At 42.1% G+C, this 26,464-nt stretch carries 20 protein-coding genes; 10 read left to right on the top strand and 10 right to left on the bottom strand.

Going from position 1 to position 26,464, the window contains the following annotated elements; translation table 11 throughout:
- Positions 1 to 103 precede the first annotated feature (103 nt).
- Complete coding sequence (locus tag FQ608_RS00860) at positions 104 to 1,372, bottom strand: M23 family metallopeptidase (RefSeq protein ID WP_158855914.1); 1,269 nt, start codon at positions 1,370 to 1,372, stop codon at positions 104 to 106.
- 180 nt (positions 1,373 to 1,552) lie between these two features.
- Here FQ608_RS00860 and aspS point away from each other — a divergent pair, with 180 nt between their 5' ends.
- Positions 1,553 to 3,304, top strand: a complete 1,752-nt coding sequence (gene aspS / locus FQ608_RS00855) for an aspartate--tRNA ligase (protein WP_158855913.1) — start codon at positions 1,553 to 1,555, stop codon at positions 3,302 to 3,304.
- A gap of 48 nt (positions 3,305 to 3,352) precedes the next feature.
- Here aspS and FQ608_RS00850 read toward each other — a convergent pair whose 3' ends face one another.
- The gene (locus tag FQ608_RS00850; protein ID WP_158855912.1) at positions 3,353 to 4,045 is read right to left on the bottom strand and encodes a lysoplasmalogenase; all 693 of its coding nucleotides are present in this window, start codon (positions 4,043 to 4,045) and stop codon (positions 3,353 to 3,355) included.
- Positions 4,046 to 4,418: 373 nt separating this feature from the next.
- Here FQ608_RS00850 and FQ608_RS00845 point away from each other — a divergent pair, with 373 nt between their 5' ends.
- The 5 genes from FQ608_RS00845 (at position 4,419) to FQ608_RS00825 (ending at position 15,100) form a co-directional block, all read left to right on the top strand.
- Positions 4,419 to 7,652 carry a TonB-dependent receptor gene (locus FQ608_RS00845; RefSeq protein WP_158855911.1) on the top strand — a complete coding sequence of 1,078 codons (3,234 nt, stop codon included), beginning with the start codon at positions 4,419 to 4,421 and terminating at the stop codon, positions 7,650 to 7,652.
- 441 nt (positions 7,653 to 8,093) lie between these two features.
- Entirely contained in the window at positions 8,094 to 9,179 is a 1,086-nt protein-coding gene (locus tag FQ608_RS00840) for an efflux RND transporter periplasmic adaptor subunit (RefSeq protein ID WP_158855910.1), read from the top strand.
- Between the two features lie 6 nt (positions 9,180 to 9,185).
- A complete protein-coding gene (locus FQ608_RS00835; RefSeq protein WP_158855909.1) occupies positions 9,186 to 12,248 on the top strand; it encodes an efflux RND transporter permease subunit in 3,063 nt (1,020 codons plus the stop codon).
- 1 nt (position 12,249) lies between these two features.
- On the top strand, positions 12,250 to 13,563 hold the full coding sequence (locus tag FQ608_RS00830) for a TolC family protein (protein WP_158855908.1): 1,314 nt from the start codon (positions 12,250 to 12,252) through the stop codon (positions 13,561 to 13,563).
- Positions 13,564 to 13,702: 139 nt separating this feature from the next.
- Positions 13,703 to 15,100, top strand: coding sequence for an MltF family protein (locus tag FQ608_RS00825; RefSeq protein ID WP_158855907.1), 1,398 nt, complete (start codon positions 13,703 to 13,705; stop codon positions 15,098 to 15,100).
- Here the strand turns inward: FQ608_RS00825 and crtD are convergent, their stop codons facing one another.
- The 5 genes from crtD to dusB all read right to left on the bottom strand — a co-directional run bounded on the left by crtD (position 15,101) and on the right by dusB (position 21,126).
- Positions 15,101 to 16,585 carry a 1-hydroxycarotenoid 3,4-desaturase CrtD gene (crtD, locus tag FQ608_RS00820; RefSeq protein WP_158855906.1) on the bottom strand — a complete coding sequence of 495 codons (1,485 nt, stop codon included), beginning with the start codon at positions 16,583 to 16,585 and terminating at the stop codon, positions 15,101 to 15,103. It lies immediately after the preceding gene.
- A 31-nt stretch (positions 16,586 to 16,616) separates the two neighbouring features.
- A complete protein-coding gene (locus FQ608_RS00815; protein WP_158855905.1) occupies positions 16,617 to 18,083 on the bottom strand; it encodes a glycine--tRNA ligase in 1,467 nt (488 codons plus the stop codon).
- Positions 18,084 to 18,165: 82 nt separating this feature from the next.
- Positions 18,166 to 19,089 (bottom strand): mechanosensitive ion channel family protein, encoded by a 924-nt coding sequence (locus tag FQ608_RS00810; RefSeq protein ID WP_158855904.1) that lies wholly within the window; start codon positions 19,087 to 19,089, stop codon positions 18,166 to 18,168.
- Positions 19,090 to 19,145: 56 nt separating this feature from the next.
- Positions 19,146 to 20,045: a DMT family transporter gene (locus FQ608_RS00805; protein ID WP_158855903.1), complete on the bottom strand. Its 900-nt coding sequence runs from the start codon at positions 20,043 to 20,045 to the stop codon at positions 19,146 to 19,148.
- 91 nt (positions 20,046 to 20,136) lie between these two features.
- Positions 20,137 to 21,126 (bottom strand): tRNA dihydrouridine synthase DusB, encoded by a 990-nt coding sequence (gene dusB / locus FQ608_RS00800; protein ID WP_158855902.1) that lies wholly within the window; start codon positions 21,124 to 21,126, stop codon positions 20,137 to 20,139.
- 146 nt (positions 21,127 to 21,272) lie between these two features.
- On the opposite strand from dusB, the gene FQ608_RS00795 reads away from it, so the two are divergent.
- From FQ608_RS00795 to FQ608_RS00780, 4 genes are all read left to right on the top strand, one after another.
- Complete coding sequence (locus FQ608_RS00795; protein ID WP_158855901.1) at positions 21,273 to 22,232, top strand: CPBP family intramembrane glutamic endopeptidase; 960 nt, start codon at positions 21,273 to 21,275, stop codon at positions 22,230 to 22,232.
- Positions 22,207 to 22,413 carry a putative signal transducing protein gene (locus tag FQ608_RS00790; protein ID WP_158855900.1) on the top strand — a complete coding sequence of 69 codons (207 nt, stop codon included), beginning with the start codon at positions 22,207 to 22,209 and terminating at the stop codon, positions 22,411 to 22,413. Before FQ608_RS00795 ends, FQ608_RS00790 begins: the two co-directional genes overlap by 26 nt.
- The gene (locus FQ608_RS00785; RefSeq protein ID WP_158855899.1) at positions 22,397 to 23,236 is read left to right on the top strand and encodes a phosphatidate cytidylyltransferase; all 840 of its coding nucleotides are present in this window, start codon (positions 22,397 to 22,399) and stop codon (positions 23,234 to 23,236) included. The genes FQ608_RS00790 and FQ608_RS00785 overlap by 17 nt, the downstream gene beginning before the upstream one ends.
- A gap of 61 nt (positions 23,237 to 23,297) precedes the next feature.
- A complete protein-coding gene (locus FQ608_RS00780) occupies positions 23,298 to 23,966 on the top strand; it encodes a phosphatidylserine decarboxylase family protein (RefSeq protein ID WP_158855898.1) in 669 nt (222 codons plus the stop codon).
- A gap of 27 nt (positions 23,967 to 23,993) precedes the next feature.
- Here the strand turns inward: FQ608_RS00780 and FQ608_RS00775 are convergent, their stop codons facing one another.
- Genes FQ608_RS00775 through FQ608_RS00765 form a run of 3 tightly spaced genes read right to left on the bottom strand, consistent with a single transcriptional unit; the run spans position 23,994 to position 25,919 of the window.
- A complete protein-coding gene (locus tag FQ608_RS00775; protein WP_158855897.1) occupies positions 23,994 to 24,428 on the bottom strand; it encodes a hypothetical protein in 435 nt (144 codons plus the stop codon).
- Positions 24,429 to 24,483: 55 nt separating this feature from the next.
- On the bottom strand, positions 24,484 to 25,125 hold the full coding sequence (locus FQ608_RS00770; RefSeq protein ID WP_158855896.1) for a response regulator transcription factor: 642 nt from the start codon (positions 25,123 to 25,125) through the stop codon (positions 24,484 to 24,486).
- Positions 25,126 to 25,160: 35 nt separating this feature from the next.
- Positions 25,161 to 25,919 (bottom strand): sensor histidine kinase, encoded by a 759-nt coding sequence (locus FQ608_RS00765; RefSeq protein ID WP_158855895.1) that lies wholly within the window; start codon positions 25,917 to 25,919, stop codon positions 25,161 to 25,163.
- Positions 25,920 to 26,464 lie beyond the last annotated feature (545 nt).

Here is a 26,464-nt window from a genome sequence, read left to right as displayed (position 1 = left end):
TATATTTCGCTTGAACAGGATAGTGAAATTCATCAAATCTGACTTAACACCACACTATAGGTGATAGTTTGACACACAGATAGAGCTGAATTTCAGAGGAGCATTATTTCATTGCGGTCAACAGGTTTGTGACATCGGTATAGGGGATTGCCGCAAGCGTTTGGACTATCCGTAACTTGGCATCTGCAAATGCAAGTTTGTTTTCCTCTGCTATGGGTTCAGCCGGTGGAATTTTTTCTTTAAGCCAGTCGACTTGCTTTCCGTGTTTCCAAAATCTAAAGCAAAGATGGGGACCTGTCGCCAATCCGGTGCTCCCTACATACCCGATAACCTGCCCCTGTTTTACACGGGTTCCTGACTTGATGCCACTGCCAATCTTGGACATGTGGAGGTATTGGGTGGTATAGGTGGCATTGTGCTTGATTTTGACATAGTTGCCATTGCCTCCCGAATAGCCGGCTTCTACCACTGTACCTTCTCCAACAGATCTGATTTCCGTGCCGGTAGGAGCTGCATAGTCAGTACCTAGGTGCGGCTTATACCTTTTCTGCACGGGGTGGAATCGGCTTAGGTTATACCTTGAACTGATTCGGGTGAACTTCAATGGGTCCCTCAAAAAGGCCTTTTTCAAACTTTCACCATGCTGGTCAAAGTAGGACATTTCACCGTTTTGTAAGAAAGGGATAGCGTGATAGGGCTCGCCCATATGTTCAAAATACGCCGCTTGAATGTCTTCTATACCTACAACATGATCATCTATCAATTTTTCGTTAAAAATCACTTTGAACTTATCTCCTTCCTGAAGCCGCTGAAAGTCAACCACCCACCCATACAAGTCAGCAAATTGATCAATAAGATCTGGAGTTAGACCTAACTCCACCATATTGACATACAATGATCGGGTGATGGTCCCGCCAATTTCCCGTTTGCGGATTTCAATGGGCCGGCTTTCTTTATAGATTTCCCCCTCATCCAATTTGAACACCACAAATTCCGTGGGATTAGGCTCATAGATAAAATACTGGGCCATCAGGGTGTCTTTAGCAGTTAATACCGTAAATTTCTTGTTGAAAGCGATTCTCTTGACGTCAAAGATATCCTTGGACTTTTTGGCGATTTCATCGATCATTTGGTAGGAGACATTAAACGGACTCAATATTCCTGATAATGTCTGATTCCGCTCTACGATACCTTCTACGACTTCAAAATTGTCGATGTTGATACCAAAAAGGAGATTTTCTTCAATTTCAATGATTTCTTCCGTGATAATTACCAGTTCTTGTTCTTCAGAGGCTCCTTGTTTAAAATGATAAAAAACTAAGCTTGCTGCTGTTAATAACAGCGCTGATAAGATAATCCAGTTGAATTTCATTCGAGATACTTTAGAGTTCGGTGAGTTAGCAATTACAAATAAGCCTTTTTTTTCAATAAATCGCAAAACTAAAGGTATAATTTTGTGGTGTCCGACCCCTAAACTTTGTAAACCGAAATAGTAAACTCTAAATCGAATGATTATCTTTGTCGACTAAATTCGATTAAAACCAAATAGAATATGCTTAGAACACATACTTGTGGAGAATTACGTCTTGCGGATATCAACAAGGAAGTCATTTTATCTGGCTGGGTACAGCGGGTAAGAAATAAAGGAGGGCTTCTTTGGGTGGACTTGAGAGATCGGTATGGGCTTACCCAATTGATTTTCGAAGAAGGAGACAGTTCCAAGGAGTTGTTGGAAAAAGCAGCAACACTGGGTAGGGAATTTGTGGTTCAGGCGAAGGGTTTGGTGATAGAACGAACCTCAAAAAACGACAAGATTCCAACTGGTGAAATTGAAATTAAAACTAAAGAGTTGACTGTCTTGAATCCATCTAAGGTTCCACCTTTCATCATTGAGGATGAAACGGACGGGGGAGAGGACCTTCGCATGAAATACCGTTACCTGGATCTAAGGAGGAATGTCATTCGTGAAAAGCTACAGCTTAGGCACCGGATGATGCAAGAGACCAGAAGATATATGGACGGACAGGACTTTATAGAAGTGGAAACACCCGTTTTGATAAAGTCTACTCCCGAAGGTGCAAGGGATTTTGTGGTGCCAAGCAGAATTAATCCAGGGGAATTTTACGCACTTCCCCAATCGCCACAAACGTTCAAGCAGTTATTGATGGTAAGTGGCTTTGACAGGTATTTTCAGATAGTAAAATGTTTTAGAGACGAAGACTTGCGGGCAGACAGACAGCCCGAATTTACCCAAATAGACTGTGAAATGTCTTTTGTGGAGCAGGAAGACATTTTGAATACCTTCGAAGGCCTAATAGGGCATCTTTTTTCCAGTGTTAAAAAAGTCGATTTGGGGACCGTGGAACGGATGAGTTATGCAGATGCCATGACCTATTATGGAAATGACAAGCCGGACCTTAGGTTTGACATGAGATTTGCCGAGCTCAATGACTTGGCGCAGGGAAAAGGTTTTGGGATTTTTGATGCTGCGGAATTGGTGGTGGGATTCTGTGCTACCGGAGCTGGGGAATATACCCGAAAGCAAATAGACGCTCTAACTGAATGGGTAAAGCGCCCTCAGATTGGAGCCAAAGGATTGGTATATGTCAAGTGCAATGGCGATGGATCCTTTAAATCTTCGGTAGATAAATTCTATGGACAATCGGATCTTCAAGCATGGGCGGAGCGAATGGATGCCAAACCAGGTGATCTTTTACTGGTATTGTCTGGCGATGTACAAAGCACGAGAAAGCAGCTTTCCGAATTGCGGTTGAAGATGGGAGAAGAACTTGGTTTGAGAGATAGGAATGTGTTTAAACCCCTCTGGGTATTAGACTTTCCATTGCTGGAGTGGGACGATGAATCCAAGCGTTTCCATGCCATGCACCATCCTTTTACGTCTCCGAAAACCGAAGATCTTAAACTTTTGGAAACTGATCCTGGAAATGTTCGGGCAAATGCGTATGATTTGGTAATCAACGGAGTTGAGATAGGCGGTGGGTCTATCCGTATCCACGACAGGGGTGTTCAACAGACTATGTTTACCCACTTAGGTTTCTCTGATGAGGAGGCCAAGGATCAGTTTGGGTTCCTAATGGAGGCCTTTGAATTTGGGGCACCACCCCATGGGGGAATTGCCTTCGGCTTCGACCGACTTTGTGCCATTTTCGGAGGAAGTGATTCCATCCGGGATTACATAGCATTCCCAAAAAACAACTCAGGGAGAGATGTAATGATAGATTCCCCTTCAGCTATTTCCTCGGAGCAGTTGAAGGAATTGAATATCGCTCTTGATAAAAAATAATCTTTTAACAAATCAAATTAAGCCTGCCGGAATCAGTCCGGCAGGCTTTTATGTTTTTATGGAGACGATATGGCTCCTGATCCCCATCAAAATAAGCAATTGTGCCATCATATAGGTGCCCATAATCATTACCCCTACATCTTCTATAGGCTGGAAAAACCGATTCAGGGCCAGAATACCATCGGAGGTCATAAATAACAACGCCCCTATAAATACCTGCCAAAAACTGGAAGCATTAGTCCGTCCAAACCGCTCCCGCGCAATAGTGACCATCATAACAATCACCATGATGTAGATGATCACGGGGATTTTGAGTTCATATAAGTTGTTTTGAATCAAAAAATAAATGAAAGCTGCGGCGATATAAATAGGCAGGTTGTACAGGAAGATTTTAACAAAATTGACCTTCATCAAGTTGATAGTGTGGTTTTGGGTAAGTTTGAAGGCAACGATGTAACAAATATGAGTCATTAAAAAGGCTCCCAATCCGTATAAAAACATCCCAGGAAATAGTAGTAGTGTATCTCCAATGAGAGAGAACACCAAAGCGGCAGTTACACTTTTTCTCAAAATACTGCCCTTAATTAACGTGGTTGTTTGGTGGAAATATAAGAGTAATCCTATAATTATTAACGGTTTGCTGTAATATCGGTATTGTTCCAGATTTTGGGTAAGAAATGCCATATCTACAATGGCAGCTCCCAAAAATAGGTACAGCCAGATAATTCCTTTTCGCTGCATGGATGGTGGTGTTTCGGTTTAATTTCAAATATAAAGAGAATATTTTGGCCAAGGGAATATATCATGGATTTATGTCATAGATATCGGGGCTTCCTAGAATAAGGTATGGAATAGCCTGAATGTTAACGAAATATAAATTAACTAAAGAAAGTAAAAACATTACTACACGGTCTTAAAGTGGCCAAAATAGGGTTGTAAAAAATTTCTTTTGTTAACTTATATTAACACAATGTTACCTATTTTTGCGGCAGGTTCTGGAAACATAACAATTTCCCAAAAGGAATGAATGTCATTACCCCTACCTTTGCATTGCCCAAAAAACCTAATTGAATTCTTAGGGGTTATTTTAATCGAATCGATAAATATAAACAAAATGAGGCAAAATTTACTTAGAAAATTATTGGCAATTGTCATCTTGGTATTCTCCGTGAATATGTTGATGGCACAAGGGTTGACCACTTCCGGATTGTCCGGAAGAGTAGTTGACGCAAGCGGAGAAACGCTACCGGGGGCAAATGTTTTAGCAGTTCACATCCCATCTGGTACGCGTTATGGAGCGGTCACCAACATGGATGGAAGATTTCAGATTCCTAATGTACGTGTAGGTGGACCCTATACCGTGACTACCTCTTTTATTGGTTTTGAAACCGATGTCCAAGAAGGAATAATGTTGGCTTTGGGGCAAACGTTAAATTTGAGTGTTACATTGAACGATGATGCAGCCGATTTGGATGAGTTTGTGATAACAGCCGGGAGAGGCGAAATCATTGACGGCAACCGAACGGGTGCGGAAACATCAATATCCAATGAGCAAATTCAGTCCATGCCAACGATAAGCAGGGGCTTTAATGATTTCACAAGAATGACTCCACAAGCCGATATTAAGGGTGATGCTATCTCCATCGGTGGAATGAATAATCGGTTTAATCAGGTGACAATAGATGGAGCTGTAAGTAATGATGTTTTTGGATTGGCGGCTTCCGGGACAAATGGAGGTCAGACCGGCACATCCCCTATTTCTTTGGATGCCATCGAAACGTTTCAGGTTCAGATTGCACCCTTTGATGTTACTCTGGGAGGTTTTGCAGGTGGTGGTATCTCTGCGGTGACCAGATCGGGAACCAATGAGATTTCAGGTTCGGTTTATCATTATTTCCGAAACCAAAACTTGGCAGGTCTTACCCCAACCGATCAAGAAGGGCAAGAAAGAACCCGATTTGCGAGCTTTTCTGATAGGCAAACGGGTTTTAGAATTGGAGGTCCTATCATCAAGGATAAATTGTTTTTCTTTTTAAATGGTGAAATTACGGACAATACTACTCCTCTAGGCTTTATGCCTGGAACACCGGATTCAGAGATATCAGCAGATGCCGTGAGGAGGGTTGAAAACGTCCTCAGGAACCAATACGGATATGATCCAGGATCTTGGCAGGATCAAAACGCTACTTCTGCTTCGGAAAAACTTTTTGTCAGATTTGATTACAATATCAGCGATAGACATAAGTTGACGTTACGTCATAGCTATAATAAAGGGGAGGCTGTACAATTGAATAGAGGGCAGCGAGCGCTAACATTCTCTAATGGGGCTATACTTAGATCTAGTCCAACCCATTCATCAGTACTTGAACTTAGTAGTAGGATCTCTAATGAAGTTTCCAATAAACTATTGATCGGTTACACCAATATCCGTGAGCCTAGATCTGCTCCAGGAGCGCCTTTTCCGAGAGGATCCATTAACCTTGGTGGTACCCAAGGAACCATCAACTTTGGTACTGAACCCTTCTCCACAGTCAATCAGTTGAATCAGGATGTTTTCACAATTACAGATAATTTGGAGATCTATAAAGGGAAACACACCATTACGTTGGGTACTCATAATGAATTTTACCAGATTTATAACGCATTTATAGGTGAAAATTTCGGCACATATCAGTTTTTTACAATTGACAATTTCGAGCGGGGATTAGCCAGCAGGTACTCTTATCAGTATTCCATAACAGATAATCCAAGAGAGGGTGCTGAATTTGGAGCTATGCAATTAGGTGCTTATGCCCAGGATCAATTTCAGATAAATGAGAATTTCTCCTTAACGGGAGGTGTTCGTTTGGATGTCCCTATATATAATGAAACACCAAGAACAAATAGTGACTTCAATAATTCTGCATTAGCTAGAGAATATAACGTCCAAAATGACCAATTGCCAAAGCCAGCTTTTATGTTTTCTCCAAGGGTAGGGTTTAACTACAATGTAAACGGAGAGAGCAATACTCAGCTAAGAGGAGGTACTGGCATTTTTACCAGCAGGTTTCCATTTGTATGGATGAGCGGAGCGTTTACACAGAGTGGTGTATTGCTGAACATCAACCAGGCAGGCACCAACAACGATCCAGATCCACAGATTACTTTCAATCCCGATCCATTTAACCAAACCCCCAATCCGGGTGCACAGGGTCCTGGAGGACGAATGACAGTTGTCGACAGAAATTTTAAGCTTCCTCAAATATGGAGAACAAATCTAGGGGTTGATCAAAAACTACCTGGTGGACTGATTGCCACAGTGGACTTGATGTATTCCAAAAACTTAAATGCGTTCCGATTTGAGCAAATTAACCAGATTCCCTCTACCGGTAATTTAATTGGGAGCGAAGACAACCGCCCTATTTGGCCTAATCCAAATAATGATAAGAAAATACTTACTAATTATGGTGAGGTAATATACATCACTAATACCAATGCGGGTCATGCGATGTCAGGTACCTTTCAGTTACAAAAGCCATTTGAAAACGGACTTTATGCATCTGTAGCCTATACATATACAAGCTCGAAGGACCTTTTTCCGGGTACTTCTTCCCAAAATCACAGTAATTGGAGACCATTGCCTACGGTAAATGGAGTAAACCAAGCGGAAGTGGCGAATTCTCCCTTTAATGCTGGAAGCAGAATAATAAGCTCAGTGTCATATAGAAAGGAATACCTTAATAACTTTGCCACCACGTTCTCAGTTTTCTATTCTGGCCAGTCTGGTTCTCAATTTTCTTACGTGTACAATGGTGACCTAAACAGGGAAGATGTCTCTGGAGGGCAAAATACGGACTTGCTTTATGTTCCAAATAACGCACTTGACCCTAACGAGATTCGTTTCTTGGAAAATTATAGCAGAGCTGGAGTGATTATTTCCGCAGCCCAGCAAGCTCAAGAATTTGAGGACTTTATCAATTCCCAAAAATATCTGCGGGATAGAAGAGGACAGTATACGGAAAGAAATGGTGCCCGTCACCCGTTCACGCATCAATTTGACGTGAAGATCATGCAGGATATCTTCACCGATTTTGGAGGCAAAAGAAACGTACTCCAGATTACCTTTGATGTGTTCAACGTCGGTAATATGATCAACAAAAACTGGGGTAGACAGTATACATGGGGCAATGGATATTTTGACAATACCTTTCAAACCCTTCAGTTGAGGAATCAGGCGAACCTACAGACCGAACAACCGGTTTATTCATTTGACCCGGTAAGGGATAATAGTCCCTGGACAATTTCCGACGCTGCGATTGGAGGGTCTAGATGGGTAGGTCAGATAGGTATTCGTTATATCTTTAACTAAGGAAATTACTGATTTCTTACAAAATATAATTCTAATGGACTATTTCAAATTTTGAAATAGTCCATTTTTTTGATAGAATAAACAACTTGAAAACAAAATAAGTGCGTTCAATAAAACGAATAGGGTAATTTTTTAAACCTAATTTTAAGGAAATCTTGAATAATTTGTAATATTAGGTTAGTTTTGAATCTTGTTCTTCCGATAATATAATAATAACCATTTGTCTCCTTCTAATGCCACCTGTATTTATTTACTTTATTTGAGTTTCAAAATAGACTAAATTGCCTATTAAAGTGAGAACTTTGATGGATTTTAATACCCTAAAATAATCCCATACTTCGCAGTGTTAATTTTACCTACAAATTTGTAGATGAAATATTAGGCCCCTTATTTTATTTACTAATAGGGGCACTAATAAACTAAACGTATTGAGAATCCCTAATGAAGAAACAAACCAAATTTATTGTAATCCTTATAATCGTGTTGGTTGTTGCGGTTACTTTTTTTTATCCCCGGTTGGATAGATATTTTGCCAATACCGATGAGGACAGCATAGCTCCGAATCAAATGCAAGCCTCCAATCAAGGCTTGCAGGTAAACGTTATCGAGATCAAACCGGAACCACTGGAAAATAGTCTTAATGTGACGGGAAGTTTGATACCCAATGAAATGGTTAATCTCAGGCCGGAAGTCGCAGGTTTGGTGCAACAAATCACATTTAGGGAAGGTGAATTTGTAAAAAAGGGTACCCCGCTTATCTATTTGAACGATGATGAATTAAGGGCGCAATTTGACCGCCTTGAGTACACAAAGAAACTTTTTGAAAGTCAGGAAAACCGACAAAAGCAACTGTTGGAGCGGGAGGCCATCAGTCAGGAGGAGTACGATATTGCTCTCAACCAATTCAACACCAACTTGGCTGATTTGAGACTTATTGAAGCCCAGCTTAACAAAACCGTGATTCGGGCACCCTTCGACGGAGTGCTGGGATTGAGGGAAATTTCCGTTGGGGGTGTGATTAGCTCTGCCGATATTATTACCACCATCGTTAATATTGACCCCATAAAGATTGAATTTTCGATCCCGGAGCGGTACTCCAATGAGATCAAAGTCGGAGCACCGATCTTTTTCCGCTCCAATGTTTCCTCCGAGGAAGCTAAAGGAACCGTCTATGCCATAGAACCGAATATTGATGCCACGACCCGGACCCTAAAATTACGGGCAGAGAGTCCCAATGCAAATCGACAGTTTTTGCCGGGAATGTTTGCCAGGGTTCGCTTAGTGCTTAACGTGGAACAAAATGCTGTGTTGGTGCCCTCAGAATCCATCATCCCTGAATTGTCCGGATACAAGGTTTTTGTAGCCTCAGCTGATAACAAAGCGGAATCAAGGGTAGTTACCATCGGAAAGCGTACAGAAAGTACTGTACAAATCTTATCTGGGATCAAGCCTGGGGAGCGTGTTCTGACCACCGGAATTTTGCAAGCAAGGGACGGTACCCCACTTACCATAAATCAAATTAATTGATCTGCCATGTCCAGTTTGTCCACCATTAGTATTAAAAGGCCTGTCCTCTCCATTGTGATGAGCCTTACTATCATGATCTTTGGGATCATAGGTGTTTCCTTTTTGGGAGTACGTGAATATCCAAGTGTGGACCCGCCAATCATCAGTGTAAGAACCACATATGTCGGAGCTAATGCGGATGTCATCCTTGCGCAGATAACCGAGCCACTTGAAGAAGCCATTAATGGCATTTCGGGAATCAAGTCCTTGACGTCAACTAGTAATGACGGGAATTCCAATATTACTGTAGAATTTGAGGTTGGCGGGGATATGGAAGCGGCGGCAAACGATGTTCGGGACAGAGTATCCAGAGCCCAGAGAAATTTGCCCCCCGATGTAGATCCGCCCGTTGTCACTAAGCAGGATGCCGATTCGCAGCCTGTGATTGTTCTCACTGTGGCAAGCCCTCAGAGAAATCTGCTCGAACTAAGTGATATTGCTACCAATATTTTTAAGGAAAGGCTTCAAACCATTGAAGGAGTAAGCGAAGTTAGAATCTGGGGGGAAAAGCAATATGCCATGCGACTACGCATGGACCCCTTGCTTATGGCGTCTTATGGGGTTACTCCTACCGATGTGTTGAACAAGGTCCAAAGTGAGAATGTGGAACTACCTTCTGGTAGAATTGAGGGTTCATCCATAGAATTATCCGTGAGAACTAAGAGTCGGTTAAGTACTCCGGAAGAGTTCAACCGCCTGATCATTCGTGAGGAATCAAATAACGTAGTCCTGTTTCAAGATATTGGTAGAGCGGAATTGGCACCCTTGAATGAAAGAACAGTGCTAAAACGGGATGGAATACCCATGGTGGCGGTAGCCATTTCCCCACTTCCTGGATCCAATAGTATAGAAATAGTGGATCAATTTTATGAAAGATTGGAGTTTATAAAAAAGGATCTCCCCGGGGATATTGAGTTAAGTATTGGTTTTGACAATACCCAATTTATCCGTAAATCTATCAGTGAGGTTCAGGAAACTATCGCATTGGCATTTTTTCTTGTGGTTTTGGTGATATTCACATTTTTAAGAGATTGGAGAACTACCTTTATCCCAGTACTTACCATTCCAATAAGCCTTATAGGTGTTTTTTTCATTATGTATTTGATGGGTTTCTCCATTAATGTGCTGACGCTTTTGGGTATAGTTCTTTCCATAGGATTAGTGGTAGATGATGCGATCGTTGTGTTGGAGAATATATATACCAAAATAGAGAAAGGAGAAACACCTGAGAAGGCTGCCGAAAAGGGAGCGGAAGAAATATTTTTCGCTGTCATCGCAACAACAGTTGCTCTTGCGGCGGTGTTCCTTCCGGTAATTTTTCTAACAGGAACAACAGGGCGGCTTTTTAGGGAATTTGGTGTTGTTGTTGCCGGCGCCGTTATCATTTCTTCTTTTGTAGCCTTGACTATGACCCCCATGTTAAGCTCCAAATTACTTAAGAAAAGGGAGAAGCAAAATTGGATTTATGCGAAGACAGAGCCATTTTTTTTGTGGATTAACTCCAAATATGAAAATGGCCTGATCAGGTTTATGAAAGTTCGGTGGATGGCCTTAGTTATTATAGCTGGGATGGTTTATGGAATTTATTTTCTATTTGGGCAAATACCTACTGAACTGGCACCTATTGAGGATAGGGGTCAAGTGAGGGTAAACTTAACTGGACCGGAAGGTGCTACATTTGCTTATATGGACCGGGTCGTTGATGAAATGACCGAAGAGCTTATGGAGTTGATACCTGAAGTAGATAGAGAAGCGATTATTGGAATAACCTCCCCCGGATTTGGGAGTGCCAGTTCAAATTCTGGCTTTTTTCGAATAGTTTTAAAAGATGCCAACCAAAGGGAGCGAACTCAACAGCAGGTTTTTGACGATATCAATGAATATCTGAAAGGTAAAACGGCCGCCAGGTCATTTGGGGTTCAAGAACCCTCCATCGGAGATCGAAGAGCAGGACTTCCCGTGCAGTACGTTATTCAAGCTCAGACGATCGAAAAATTGAAAGATGTAATCCCTGAGTTTATGAACAGGGTAAATGAAAGTAATGTATTCAACTTTGGGGATGTAAACCTAAAATTCACGAAGCCGGAAATAGAGGTTGAGATTGACAGGGAAAAGGCACGGAACATTGGCGTTTCGGTTCAGGAAATAGCCCGGACGCTACAACTTTCCTATTCGGGTCAGCGGTTTGATTATTTCATCATGAATGGCAAACAATATCAAGTAGTTGGTGAAATGCAGCTGGAAGATAGAAATGAGCCCATTAATTTAAGAATGCTCTACGTGCGTGCCGAGAATGGACAGCTTATACAGTTGGACAATTTGGTTACGATTACCGAAAGAAGTACCCCTCCTTCCCTGTACCGCTTCAACCGTTTTGTCAGTGCGACCGTTTCGGCTGGCTTGGCTCCGGGAATGACAGTCGGAATGGGACTGGATGAAATGGATCGCATAGCGGCGGACGTTTTGGATGAAACCTACAGTACCGATGTGGCGGGACTTTCCAAAGAGTATAGAGACAGTTCCAACAGTTTGATATTTGCTTTTATATTTGCTTTGATCTTGATTTACCTAGTGCTCTCAGCACAATTTGAAAGCTTTATGGATCCGCTGACTATCATGTTTACCGTTCCTTTGGCTATATTTGGTGCATTGTTTTCACTATGGCTGTTTGATTATACGCTAAATGTATTTAGTCAAATTGGCATTATCATGCTGATAGGTTTGGTAACTAAAAACGGTATCCTAATAGTAGAATTTGCCAACCAACGCAAGGCTCAAGGCATGAGTATTCGGGACTCGATTGAAGGGGCTGCATCGGCTAGGTTTAGGCCAATCCTTATGACTAGCTTGTCTACCATATTGGGGATTTTACCTATAGCCATGGCTTTGGGAGCCGGAGCGGAAAGCAGGGTTCCTATGGGAGTAGCGGTTATTGGCGGGATGCTAATTTCTACCGTATTGACTTTGTTTGTCATTCCCGGTGTCTATACGTATTTAACATCCAAAAAAGGCAGGTTAGCAAGAGTCTGATATGAAAAGATTTTTATTACTGAGTATATTATCGACCACCGGTATGGGAGTATTGGCCCAGGAACGTGAAGAAATCAATTTTGAAAAGGCGGTTGAGATTGGTTTGGAGAGAAATTTCGATGTAAAAATTGCTACGAATGAAGTGATTTTGGCAGAAAATGAGGTCAGAATTGGTAACAGCCTTTTATTGCCCACCCTGGATGTGTTCAATACGAGGGCTTACCGAAGAGAAGATACGGAGCAGGCTTTTTTTAATGATCCTGAGAATCCCAGAATCATTGACGGTGCGCAAACCAGGACCAATAATTACTCCATCGTTGCCATATATGGGTTCAGTGCTGATTTAGTGGTAGCTTTGGAGCGTTTAGGAAAGTTGGCTGAGGTAAGTGAGTTGGAGGCCAAGGTGGTCATAGAAAATACTGTTGCCGCCATTGCCACCAATTATTACAGGTTAGTGCTGGAGTTGCAAAGGTACAATGTACTGAATACTACCCTGGAATTGTCCAATCAGCGTATTGAGATTGCCAAAGCTCAGTATGAATTTGGAAGGGCCTCCAAAAGGGACTTTTTGGCCGCTCAAGTAGATTATAATACAGACCTTACCGCTTTGGTCACACAGGAGCAGGTGATCCAAAATTCACGGGTTAACCTGAATGAGCTTTTGGCCGTGGATCCCCAGCAGGACTTTATCGTCAATGATACCATCACCATCCGTGAAAACTTATTTTTGGAAGATTTGAGAGAAGACGCATTTGGAAACAATAAGCAACTTTTGGCCACCCAGGGACTTCAGAACGTTGCCTACCTGCAGATGAAGGAATTGAGGGCCCAAAGGTTACCTACCATTGCTTTAACAGGAGCCTATAATGACAATACCTTCAGGTCGGATGCCGGCTTTTTGTCATCCAATCAACAGCAAGGGTTCAACCTTGGTGCCACCATGAGCCTGAATCTCTTCAGCGGTTTTTCCCTGAACCGAAGAATTCAGGCAGCAAAAATTCAGATGAACAACCAGAAATTCCTTTTGGACCAATACGAGGTTCAAATGCTTTCCGCCTTACAGCGGACATTCAATACCTATGAAAACAGTAAACGCCTTTTGGAAATAGAGCAAAGCAACTATGAGGTGGCGGTAGAAAATTCAGAAATTGCACTTGACAGGTTTAGGTTGGGGATTGCCAATTACCTAGAATTCAGGGATGCCCAGGTAAACAGGTTACAAGCAGAAAGTAGGCTTATTGAAGTTTTATACAATATAAAAGAAAATGAAATCGAATTGATGAGGTTATCTGGAAGGATCTATTTCAAAAACTAATACGAAAAAATATATTGATTTTTTGAAATATATAAGGGTTTAATTCAGCTTTAACGGGGTTTATTCCGCAAAATTTGGTTTAATGTAATTAAACCGCTAATTTTGGAGAAATCAATTCCTGAGTTTCAGGGTTTATTGCATGAAAAAGAAACCATGGCATATTTTCGTTCTTGGAATTCTATTTTTTTCTCTACCTTCCTGCGATCAATCATCAGATCAAAAAGAGATAAATTTTTGGGAAAATCCGGCTGAAATAGATCTGGATGCTATCAAGGAGCGAGGTTTTATACGGGTCGTAGTGGATAATTCTTCCACCAGTTATTATATTTACCGGGGGAGAGCTATGGGCTATGAATTCGAGCTACTTCGGAATTTGGCAACTAGGCTTGGAGTATCCCTTCGGATTATTGTGAGTAACGGCATCGAGGAGTCATTTCGGTTTTTAAACGAAGGCAAAGCGGATATAATTGCCATCAATTTTGAGGTTTCTGAGGATAGAAAGAAGTACGCTGAATTTACCTCTTCCATTACGGATATCAGTACAGTACTTGTGCAGCAGAAGCAAAATGAAATGATTCAGTCCGTAGAGTCCCTTGCGCACAAGCCAATTCACATAAAGAAAGCTACCATTTATAAGGACAAATTGAAAGTCTTGAATGATTCATTAGACCTCCAAATGGAAGTTCTTGAAGTAGACGAGAATCTGGAATCACTAATTCTCAAAGTAGTAAATGGGGATATAGCTTATACAGTGGTAGATAACGACATAGCTCAAGTCAACGCAACGTATTATGACAATATAGATATAAGCCTTGCTATCAGCCCTCCGACCCGTGTGGGATGGGCTGTAAGAAAAAATGCACCCTTACTCTTAAGTAAGGTAGACGAATGGATTGAACGTATTCACCGGACAGGATATAGCGCCATCCTGTATGATAAGTATTTTATCAATAAAAAAAACAGCTATTTCCGAAATAACTCCGCCTTTTCTTCTGTCTCGGGTGGCAGGATTTCGGCTTTTGACGATATAATCAAAGAAGGTGCAGATCAGCTTGGCTGGGATTGGAGACTTTTGGCATCTTTGGTGTATAAGGAAAGCCGGTTTGATACTTCGGCTATTTCTTACGCAGGTGCCGTTGGGTTACTGCAACTAATGCCTGTTACCTTGAGCAGGTTTGGTGTCAAAGATCCCAACAATCCCATCGAAAGCCTACGCGGAGGGGTGAATTACCTTAAATATCTTGATAGGTTCTGGATGGAGCGTATTCCGGACAACACTGAGCGGATCAAGTTCATTCTTGCTTCCTACAATGTAGGGCACGGACATGTTCAGGATTCATGGAGGTTGTCTATAAAGTATGGTAAGGACTCCCGGATGTGGGATAATGTGGCTTTTTATCTGGAACAGAAATCGAAACCGGAAGTATATCGGGATCCACTGGTTAAAAGCGGCTATGCCAAGGGACACTTAGCTGTTCAATATGTTATCGACATCCTCATTCTTTACGAGTCCTATAAGGTTCTTGTTGATCCTTGATTAATTCATTTTTGGGTTTTTGGGGACAATAATCTCAGTCATTATTTTTGCCGAAAGTAAGCAAAGCGGAATGCCTCCTCCAGGGTGTACACTACCCCCACAAAAATAAAGGTTACTGATTTCAGAGGAAAAATTGGCATGCCGAAGAAAAGCTGCGTATCGGTTGTTAGAACTGTTTCCGTACAAGGCCCCCAATGCACTGGAAGTCTTTGATTCAATGGTTCGCGGATCCAGTATTTCCTCTACTTCGATAAGCGGTTCAATATCCGTATGTAGGATGCGGTTTATTTTTTTAATAATATTTTGCCTTGCCGTCTTAATCATTTCATCCCAATCTTGACCTTGGTTATTTGGGGTATTGACCATGGTAAACCAATTCATTCCACCCTTTGGCGCGTCGTCGTCCTTATAGACAGAAGTGATGTTGATATAGACGGTTGGGTCGCTAGAGATTTGACCTTGTTTAAATATATGCTTGAATTCACTTTCATAGTCCTCACTAAAGAGAATGTTGTGTAAATCCAGTTCAGGAAACACCTTTTTAATACCCCAGTAGAAAATAAGTGCGGAACTTGATTTTGGCTGCCTCAATAGCATCTTAGGCTGTTTTTGGTCGCTAAGTAAATGCTTGTAGGCATTGACCATATCCATATTGTTTATGACGATATCCGCATCGTGACTTTCTGTGTCGGTGCTAATGCCAACCGCTTTTTTGTTGGCTACTAATATTTTTTGGACTTTAGTGTTGAAATGAAACTGTACACCAACGTCCTTTGCCAATTGATACAGACTTTCGGTGATCGCATGCATTCCTTTCTTTGGAAAAAAGGCACCAATGTTGAATTCCAAGTGTGGGATGATATTCAGCGTTGCCGCTGTCTGGTAGGGGTCAGAGCCATTGTAGGTGGCGTATCGGTTAAACAATTGCACTAGCTTGGGATGCTGGAATTGTTTTTTATTGGCACCGTTCATGGTATCGAATATTCCCAATTTCCCCATTTTCAGATACGATTTAAGCGCATGCGGCGAAGTCCATGTTTTCCACCTATGCAGGGATTGATGCATAAATAGAGGGGATAGATGATCGTAAATATAGGCAGACCTTTCTAGGGACTGACGAATATGATCTGCCGGTTCCCCCAATTTGGTTTCAACCTCCTCCGCAAAAGCATTGATATCCGCATAAGCCTTAATTTGCTTGCCATCCTCCCAGAAGTAATGGCAGGCAACCGGCAGCCTGATGTATTCGAAGTGGTCCGCTGGATTTCTACCCGTTAGCTTGAAGAGTTCATCCACCTGCTCCGGAAGGGTGAAAAGGGACGGGCCGGTATCAAAACGGTAGGCGCCAAGTTGTATTTCCGACAGCTTTCCCCCCGGGTATCCATTCGCTTCAAACACCTCGACTCGGTATCCCAGGTGTGAAAGGCGAACAGAAGCAGCCAAACCAGCTATCCCTGACCCTACGACAATGGCCTTTTTTTCCATAGCAGTAAAACTAGGATAAATCCGAAGTGTTTCAGAGTTTTTCGAATATTCGCCGGAAACTGCAGGCCTGGCTCAACCGCTGGTGGAGCTCTGAAATAGGCACTCGCTCCTGCTCCGTCGTATCCCTATGCCGAATGGTAACCGTATTGTCCTCCAAAGTCTGATGGTCAACAGCGATGCAGAAAGGAGTTCCAATCAGGTCCTGACGGGTGTATCTTTTACCGATTGAGGCGGCATCTTCATAGATAATATTGAAGTCATATTTTAAATCCTCTACGATTTCCTTGGCTTTTTCCGGTAATCCGTCCTTTTTGGTAAGGGGTAGGATGGCCGCCTTTACAGGAGCCACTGCCGGGTGGAACTTGAGGTAGGTGCGCTGCTTTCCGTCCACCGTTTGCTCTACATAGGCATTGCACAAGGTCATCAAAAACAGCCGGTCGGCACCGATGGAGGTCTCGATCACGTAGGGGATATAATTCTGATTGATCTCCGGGTCGAAGTATTGTTGTTTCTTTTTGGAGTATTCTTGGTGGCTTTTTAGGTCAAAATCGGTTCTGGAGTGAATTCCTTCCACTTCTTTGTTGCCAAATGGAAACGCATATTCGATATCCAAGGCGGCATTGGCATAGTGGGCGAGTTTATCGTGGTCATGCCTACGGATTTTATCTGCGGGAATTCCCAAGGCAAGGTGCCATTTCACCCGTTTATCAGCCCATTCCTTATACCATTCCAATTCGGTGCCCGGTCGTACGAAAAACTGCATCTCCATTTGCTCAAATTCCCTCATGCGGAAAATGAACTGTCGGGCAACAATCTCATTTCTAAAAGCTTTTCCAATCTGGGCGATTCCAAAAGGAACCTTCATCCTTGCGGTTTTCTGAACGTTTAAGAAGTTCACAAATATACCCTGTGCCGTCTCCGGACGTAAATAGATGGTACTGGAATCATCTGCCACAGACCCCACTTGAGTTGAAAACATTAGGTTGAACTGTCGGATTTCTGTCCAGTTGCTGGTGCCGCTGAGCGGGCAGGTTATGCCTTCATTGATCATCAGCTCCCTTAGGCTTTCGAAGTTCTCTGCATCCATCAATTTGCCCATAGCGGAGAGAAGAGATTTCGATTTTTCAATTTCCCCTGCAAGTTCATATTGGGCAGCCTTTTCTTCGATCAGCACATCGGCCCTGTAGCGCTTTTTGCTGTCCTTATTGTCTACCATCGGATCGTTGAAGCTATCGACGTGTCCCGATGCTTTCCAAGTGGTGGGATGCATGAAAATGGCAGCATCAAGTCCGACGATATTTTCATGCAATCGGGTCATGGATTCCCACCAGAGTTTCTTGAGGTTGTTTTTCAATTCTACCCCGTATGGTCCGTAATCGTAGACGGCTTGGAGACCGTCGTATATTTCTGACGAGGGATAAACAAACCCATACTCCTTGGCATGGGCAATTATATCTTTAAGTACGTTGACTTCTTGGATCTGTTCAGATTTTGCCATAGTCGCAAAATTAGTCAAAAAGTGCCATTGTACAAGGAATTCCTCGACTATCCCTTTAGTGGCTATTAAGACCGTAATGGAATCAAATAGGGATGTCTTCGGACTTACCGGGTTGATTGGCCGGGTGGACTTGATCTTGATGAAGTAGGACGGTGGAGGTTGGGTAGGCAATGCGGATATTGTCTTCAGGTCCCAACCGCTCCAAGATGGACTCTATAATGGTATGGGCCATCATACGTCTTTTTTTCGGATTACAGAGGTAGCGCATGGATAGCTGAATACCTCTCTCGGTGATATCGGTAAAAATCATCGGGGTAAACTGCTTGTAAACAATAAGATGCTCATGTTTGGCTCTTAAGAATTCCTTTTCCGCCAATTTAAGTTCGTCCTTTAGGTGCGTATTCAGTACATCAAGAAGGATGGCCTTGGCCTTTTTGAAATCACTTTTTAGGGTGATGTAAATGACCTGTTCGTTCCAGATGTAATTAAAGCCAATCGAATAATTAGCTTGCGCATCGGTAAATACTTTTCCATTAGGGACATGTATGACCCTCCCTGTACTTTGATCTGCATCCACCCAATTTCCGATTTCCAACAAGCTAAACTGAAACAGTCTAAGGTCGATGACATCGCCCTTGACATCGCCGATCTGTATGCGGTCCCCCACATCAAAGGGTTTGCGCAGGTAAATAAACGCCCATCCGGCAATATTTACAAAAATATCTTTTAACGCAATGGCAATACCGGCGGAAAGTAACCCAAGAAACGTAGTGACGGATTGAAAATTACTTACCCACAGGTTGCCGATGATAAGCAGACCGATAAAAAAAGTCGTGTATTCGATGAACTTGCGGAGGTGGTATTGCTTCCGCATTTCTTCTGAATTCCCGCGGTATAAAAATCGGACGGAGAGTTTATTAATTAACCAGATACCAACAATAATGAGAACCGTTTGAATGATTCTATTTAGCAATTCCTTCTCTATATTAAATAAATTTTCAAACATGAAGGGGATAACTTTTTCTTTGATATTTGCTTTGACACTCCAACGTCTAGGTCCGTTTATCTTCTATTTCCAATCCACACACCCAAGATAACGGTCAATATACCTACATAATGCCATAGCAACAAGCTCTCTCCGTCAATTACTCCCCAAAAGATGGCTACGATAGGTATAAGGTATGTCACCGAGCTGGCGAAAACGGGAGAGACCAACTTAACCATGACATTGAAAATGATCAAGGCAAGGGCTGTTCCCACCACTCCCAGCAAGGTAATGTATCCAGCAGCGAGCCATCCTCCCGGGACATGAATCAATTTAAAGGAAAAATGAGTAAAGGCGAAGAGGTAAATAGCTGCCACGGGTAACACCATCATTAGAGAAATGGCGGTAATGGCTACTGGCTTTAGCTTGACAAATTTGTACTTGATAATATTAACGTTGAACCCGTAGCAGACTGTGGCGGCCAGCACAAAAAACGCATAGTAGTTTATACCCGAGAACACATCCCATCCGCTATCGGACTGAAAGAGAACAAGGATGCCTACTCCAAGAAATGCGATCAGTAAACCCAACCCATTTCTTCTGGAAATCGTTGATCCAAAAAGCAGGGAGCCAATGACAATCACCATAAGTGGGGTGAGGGCATTCAGCACGCCAGTAAGTGAACTGGATAGTTGAGTCTGTGCTTTGGCGAATAAAAATGCGGGAATAAAACTTCCTACCAAACCGATGATGATTAAGTATTTTACCTGCTGTCGGTTTAATTGCTTAAGCCTGGGCATTGACAAGGGAAGCATCACCAACCCTGCGGTTACGATCCGAAAGGCACCCACTTCACCGGGAGAAAATACCAGTAGTGATTTCTTGATAAGGATAAATGAACTTCCCCAAATCAGCGCTAAGAGAATTAAAAGTAACCAGCTTTTTAGCGGCTGGCCAGCGGTTGGTTCGGCTTCCATGAGCTATTTTAAGGTTGTCAGCTTGGTCAAAGATTTTAATCTATCCAAAAGATGGTGGTTGTGAACGGCAGTTGCGTTTTCAAGATAGGGGTTAAAATTCATAATCTGCATAGACATTGCCCACCTCTTCCAAGATTCCCAAGACATGGTCGTAGTTTTCCGAGGTGACTAATTCAGTTCGGTAGGGTTTGAAATTCGGAATCCCCCGGAAATAGTTGGTATAGTGTCGGCGCATTTCCAACATCCCCAATTTTTCCCCTTTCCATTCCACGGAAAAGTCAAGGTGCTTTTTTGCTACGCGTATACGCTCTTCCAAATCCGGGGCAGCTAACTTTTCTCCTGTGGCAAAATAGTGTTTGATTTCATTAAAAATCCACGGGTAACCAATACTTGCCCGTCCGATCATAATGCCATCCACACCGTACTTATTTCGGTATTCCAATGCTTTTTCCGGAGAATCCACATCCCCGTTCCCAAATACCGGAATGGTAATTCTTGGATTTCGTTTTACCTCAGCCAAATATTCCCAATTGGCAGTGCCCTTGTACATTTGCTTTCGGGTTCGGGCATGAATGCTGATGGCCTGAATGCCCACATCCTGCAAGCGTTCAACCACTTCCTGAATGCGGATGGTGTTTTCATCCCAGCCAAGGCGGGTTTTTACAGTCACTGGTATATCAACCGCATTGACAATTTCTGCTGTCATGGCGACCATTTTATCAATATCAAGCAGAATGCCCGCCCCGGCACCCTTGCAGGCGACTTTGTTGACGGGACAACCGTAATTGATGTCCAATATGTCCGGTTTAGCGGCTTCTACGATGGAAGCAGCCTCCCGCATGGATTCTATCTCATTGCCAAAAATCTGGATTCCAATAGGGCGTTCGTAATCGAAAATATCCAATTTCTGCACACTTTTGGCGGCGTCCCGGATTAATCCCTCCGAGCTGATAAACTCCGTGTACATCAGGTCCGCACCATTTTGTTTGCAGACAGCCCGAAAAGGAGGATCACTCACGTCTTCCATGGGAGCCAACAAAAGCGGAAACTCTCCCAGCGATATATTACCTATTTTGATCACAGTTTTAAAATTTTTGCAAAGGTCAGAGTTTTTGATTGATTTATAGCCCTTTAACCCCGTCAATTTTACCGTTAACCCACAAAATGATATTCATTTTCCATTGCTGTCTTGTGGTCATGGCTATTTGGTGTAAATTTACTCCAATTATGGAAATATATGAAAACAGAAATGTACCTGCGGTAAATCACCCATGGCTGCTTTCTTTAACCATTTTGGTGCTATTGGTTTTTGGTGCGTTAGCTGTTGCCCAATCCATTGCGGTTGCCCTCTCGACTGTTTTGTTTGGGATCCCTTTTGAAGATTTGATGCCCCTCCTTACCGGTAATCTTTCCCATCCCAACGCCCGAATAGCCTTTTTGTTTATCCAAGGGATTGGAGGTGGCGGGGCCTTTCTGCTTGGTGGCTGGCTATTTATCCGACTTGTGGATAAAAAGACACTGATGATCAAACAGCAAATTAGCCGGGTTAAGTTCACCGGGATTTTAGTCATGATTCTACTTATGGTTGGATTTATTGCATTTAATTCCCTGATCGTATATTTAAATACAAATGTCCATTTTCCAGAATTTCTCTCTGGATTTGAAAAGGCATTAAGGGATAAAGAGGATGAACTCATGCTCCTAACACAATATATCACCGATTTTGACAATGGACTGGAGTTTTTTGTTGCACTTTTGGTAATAGGCATAATGGCGGGATGGGGAGAGGAATACTTGTTTCGAGGTATCCTTCAACCCAAAATGCATCAATATACCGGCAATGTACACCTAGGAGTTTGGATCACTGCATTTATTTTCTCTGCCATTCACCTGCAATTCTACGGACTGTTTCCCCGTATGTTTTTGGGAGCCTTGTTTGGTTACTTATATGTATATTCTGGAAGTCTTATTTATCCTATCCTAGCCCACACTTTAAATAATGCCCTGACTGTAACCTTGGTTTATCTGGGGAAAATTGGGGAAATAGATTTCGATATTGAAGGTCCTTCAGAAATCTATTGGCCCTATGTGTTAATTGGTTTGGTTGTATTTGTAGTCGGATTCAGGTATTTTGTGGCCATGCATCCTAAACCCGAAGAAAATGGCGAAGTGGCACAAAGTGTATGAGACCGATTCACCAATTCGAGCGGAGATCATCAAAGGTGTGCTTACAGATAGAGGTGTTATAGCGATAATCCTTAATAAGCGGGAAACAGTGTACCACATCCATGGCAATTTTGAAATCATGACATCCACGGAGGATGTCGTGCAGGCGATTAATATCATCGATAATGAAATCACGTTTTAGTATAAGTAATTATAGTAATCTGGCACAAAGGGTGATAACCGCTCTCATCGGGGCGGCGGTTATCATAGGCAGCTCCGTCTACAGTGAATGGGCTTATTTTATTGTCTTTGCAATCATCCAATCCTTTACTCAGATGGAATTTTATAAGCTTTCCGGATTGGACGGTATGTTGCCGCTGAAAAGTTTTGGGACCTTTATTGGTCTTTTGATTTTCACGTTTACGTTTTTGGAGGAAATGAAGATTATCCCCATCGAGTACTATTTTTTGGTTTTCCCCCTGGTTTCCATGATTTTCTTTATTAAGCTTTACCGAAAATCAGACAAGAAGCCATTTACCGGTATTGCTTTCACCATCTTGGGAATATTCTACGTGGCAGTACCATTCTCCCTGCTGACTGTAGCAGCGTTTTCTGCCGGAGGATCTTTTCATTTCGAAATTGTAGTCGGTTCGCTATTTATACTTTGGGCCAGTGACTCAGGTGCCTATTTTGCCGGAACCAAATTCGGCAAGACAAAGTTGTTCGAACGGGTATCTCCGAAAAAATCATGGGAGGGCAGTTTGGGAGGTGCAGCTGCCGCCGTCATTGTCACATACATCATGGCACAGTATTTCACCGTTTTACCTGTATGGCAATGGTTCAGTATTGCAGCCATCATCATCATTGCGGGTACATATGGGGATCTGATCGAATCTCTTTTCAAACGGAGTATAGACATCAAAGATTCCGGAAGAGGGCTTCCGGGACACGGTGGGTTTATGGACAGGTTTGATGGATTGTTGTTGTCGACTCCCTTTATTGTAGCTTTTTTGAAGATTTTCTAAAAGTGGTAAAAAAGACCTATTATTGTGATGAAATAGGAAGCTAACGCAAACCAAATATATAATGACAATTCATAAAGAAGGTAGAACGCTTTTATTCTGGTTGCTGATAATTTTTGCGGCCATTAACTTTGGTTTACATCAAGTTTTTGGGGAAGGAAACGAAACCATGTTAAATGTAGTGTTATTGGTTACGATAGTATTTTACTTGCTCGTTCTTCAGTTTTTTAGAAATCCTGCTATCCCCTTACCCAATGATCCAGATTTGGTATACGCACCGGCAGACGGCAAGGTCGTAGTCATCGAACAAACGGAAGAATCCGAGTACTTGAAGGAACAGCGGATACAGGTGTCTATATTCATGTCACCGATAAATGTTCACGTAAACCGATCCCCTATCACTGGTTTGGTCAAGTTTTTTAAGTATCATCCGGGTAAATACCTGGTAGCTTGGCATCCGAAGTCAAGTACCGAAAATGAACGCACCTCTTTAGTCATCGAGCACCCCAGTGGTATTCAATTGATGGTAAGGCAAATAGCGGGCGCAGTGGCCAGGAGGATTAAGTGGTATATCAAGGAAGGAGATCCTGTAGCACAAGGCTATGAATTTGGGTTTATCAAATTTGGATCCCGCGTGGATGTTTTCCTGCCGCTTGATGCAGAGGTTCTGGTAGCAGTAGATGATGTTACTAAGGGAGGTGTAACGGCTATCGGAAGGCTAAAGCTACCCTAATCGGTAGTTTTTTAATTCTAAAATGGCCTAATCTGCCTTCCGTAGGAAATACCTAATACCTAAATTTCCTCTGAAGTAGACAGAACTATATGCCACAAAAGGCGTTGCTTCTAGAATAAGCGAGAAATTTTTATTGCTCTGAATGGGTTTGATTGTAAAAAAAGCAGGTAAACCCACTCGGGCATCGTCAAACTCATGGTATCCCACCATCAACCCGGCGGAAAAGTTGTACCAGTCGGATTGCTTGAAATTTCGCTGGCCGATTACTTCCGCCCCAAAAAAGTGGTTCAACACATCCCCTGCAAATATTCTTGCCTCTCCAAAATAGCGTTTTTCTGGATCCGTGCCTGCGCCTAAATAAGTAAAAACTCCGCTTTGGTAGATCCCCACACTGACTTGGGCCTCGGCCGATAAGCCTAGACCAATAAGTAATAATCCCGCAACAAATAGCTTTTTTATCATTGTTAATCGATTAAAAATAGATAATTAGTAAGTTAGTGAATAATTTGAATAGCGTCTATCCAAGTCCCATGTCTATGGCTTTTTTGATCAGTTCGGCGGAGGAGGAAACGTTCAGTTTGGCATGAATGTGCTTTCTGTGAGTTTCCACAGTATGCACACTTAGGTGTAAGATTTCGGATATTTCTTTATTTGTTTTCCCTTTTGCTATATAGCTCAGAATTTCAAACTCCCTTTTGGAAAGTTTAAATTTTAACGCATAGGTATCTAGGTGGTCGAATGGGTTATCTGCGGCTTGGTAAAGCACATGTTGAAAATTAATGATATGGCGTTTTTCTATAACTTCGTGTATGGTATATATGAGTTCTTCCGGATCGGCATTTTTCAGCACATAGGCACTGATTCCCTGTTTTACGCAGTTTTTGAAAATCTCCTCATCATCATACATGGATAATACAATAATTTGAATTTTAGATTTTTGTTTTTTGAGTTCCTGAATCAGGCCAATTCCATCCATACCGGGCATGTTCATGTCCGTGATCAGGAGGTCTGCTTCCTGCTGTTGTAAATGGGAAAGCACCTGCCTTCCGTTAGTAAAGATCCCCACGATGTCAAAGTCGGGTTCCCGGTTCAAGATATTGGCCATGCCTTGCGCAAACATCTTATGGTCATCAGCCATTATTATTTTTTTCTTTTGCATCTGCGGGTGAAAAGTATTATTTCTTGAGCGCTCGATCAAACTGTCAGAGAGATTTTGATTTGAGTTCCTTTCTGGAGTTCCGATTGGAAGCTTATATCTCCATCAATGGCATTCATTCTTGATTGGAGGTTTCGAAGGCCCAGCCCCTGTGAGTACTGTTGCGTGTCAAAACCCACCCCATCATCGTTAATGGAGAGCTCTAGCAAGGGGGCTGTGTGATTTATTTGGATTTTAATCCAAGTAGGCGAAGCATGTTTGATGGCGTTATTGAGACATTCTTGGACCACACGTATCAAAATAAGCTTCTTATTGTCATCCGAAATTTCTACCGAGGAATCAGCAGGAATTAAAGCTGTTTGGCAGAAACCACTCCTTTCAATTTTCTCTAATTCCTCACTAAGAAAATCTCCAAATTTAATGTCTTTGAGATAGTCTCTGTTAATTGACTTGGAAAGACTCCTAACTTCTTTGATAATTTGATTGATAAGCTTTTTCCCTTCCAAGACGGCGGAAGGTTCCGGGTTGGCTAACACCAACTTTGTTAATGAAAGCATCTGTCCAATATTGTCATGCAGCTCCTGACTGACGTAAAGGAGTGTTTCCTCCCGGATCTCTTTCTCCACATTTAATAGAGTCTTTTCATAGTCTGCTTTCATCAGTTCTATCCGGTGTTTGTTTTTGACCTGCCGCTGACGGTGGACTACCACAATGGCCACAATAAACCCCGACATCATAAACATGAGGAAAATGCCAGAAAGCAAAACGAAAAACAGTTCGATAGAATCACTTTGCATATTCTGCTGTTTGAAACAAAGGTGCGTAGTAGGAAAATCCCAACACTATATACATTGTCCCGGCAACAGAGCGGTTAACAGATCCCAGTATGTTTATTAAGTTTGGATCAAATTCATGTAGAAAATTTAATGAAAGAAAATACAAAAATGCCGTACTATAAAAAATAAGTAGTATCGAGGTATTCCAAAAATGCGGTAGTGACCAAAGTGGTCTTTCGAAGTATTTGTTGTTTTTCGCTATCCCGAAGATAAATAAAAGACAAAAAGAAAGAATACCCAAGCTGGCTATCAGGAAAGAATAGTTATGCATAGTCACCCAGATATCTTGGATAAAAAAGCTGTTGACAATCCCCCAAATCAAATAAACTACTGAGAAGTATAATATAAGTTGTCTTATTTTTTTGGATTGATGTATAGTATACAAGTAACCCATTAAAAAAAATGTTTCTAAGTAATAAAAACAAACATTATATACGATTACATTATGTTTCCCATTTTTCACCAAATAAATGGCATACAACTCAAAACAGGTCACAAAAATAATC

The organism is Lunatibacter salilacus, from assembly GCF_009797935.1.
GTDB lineage: Bacteria > Bacteroidota > Bacteroidia > Cytophagales > Cyclobacteriaceae > Lunatibacter > Lunatibacter salilacus.
The sequence above is the reverse complement of the archived record's forward strand: the minus strand, read 5'-3'. Positions and strand labels throughout refer to the sequence as shown.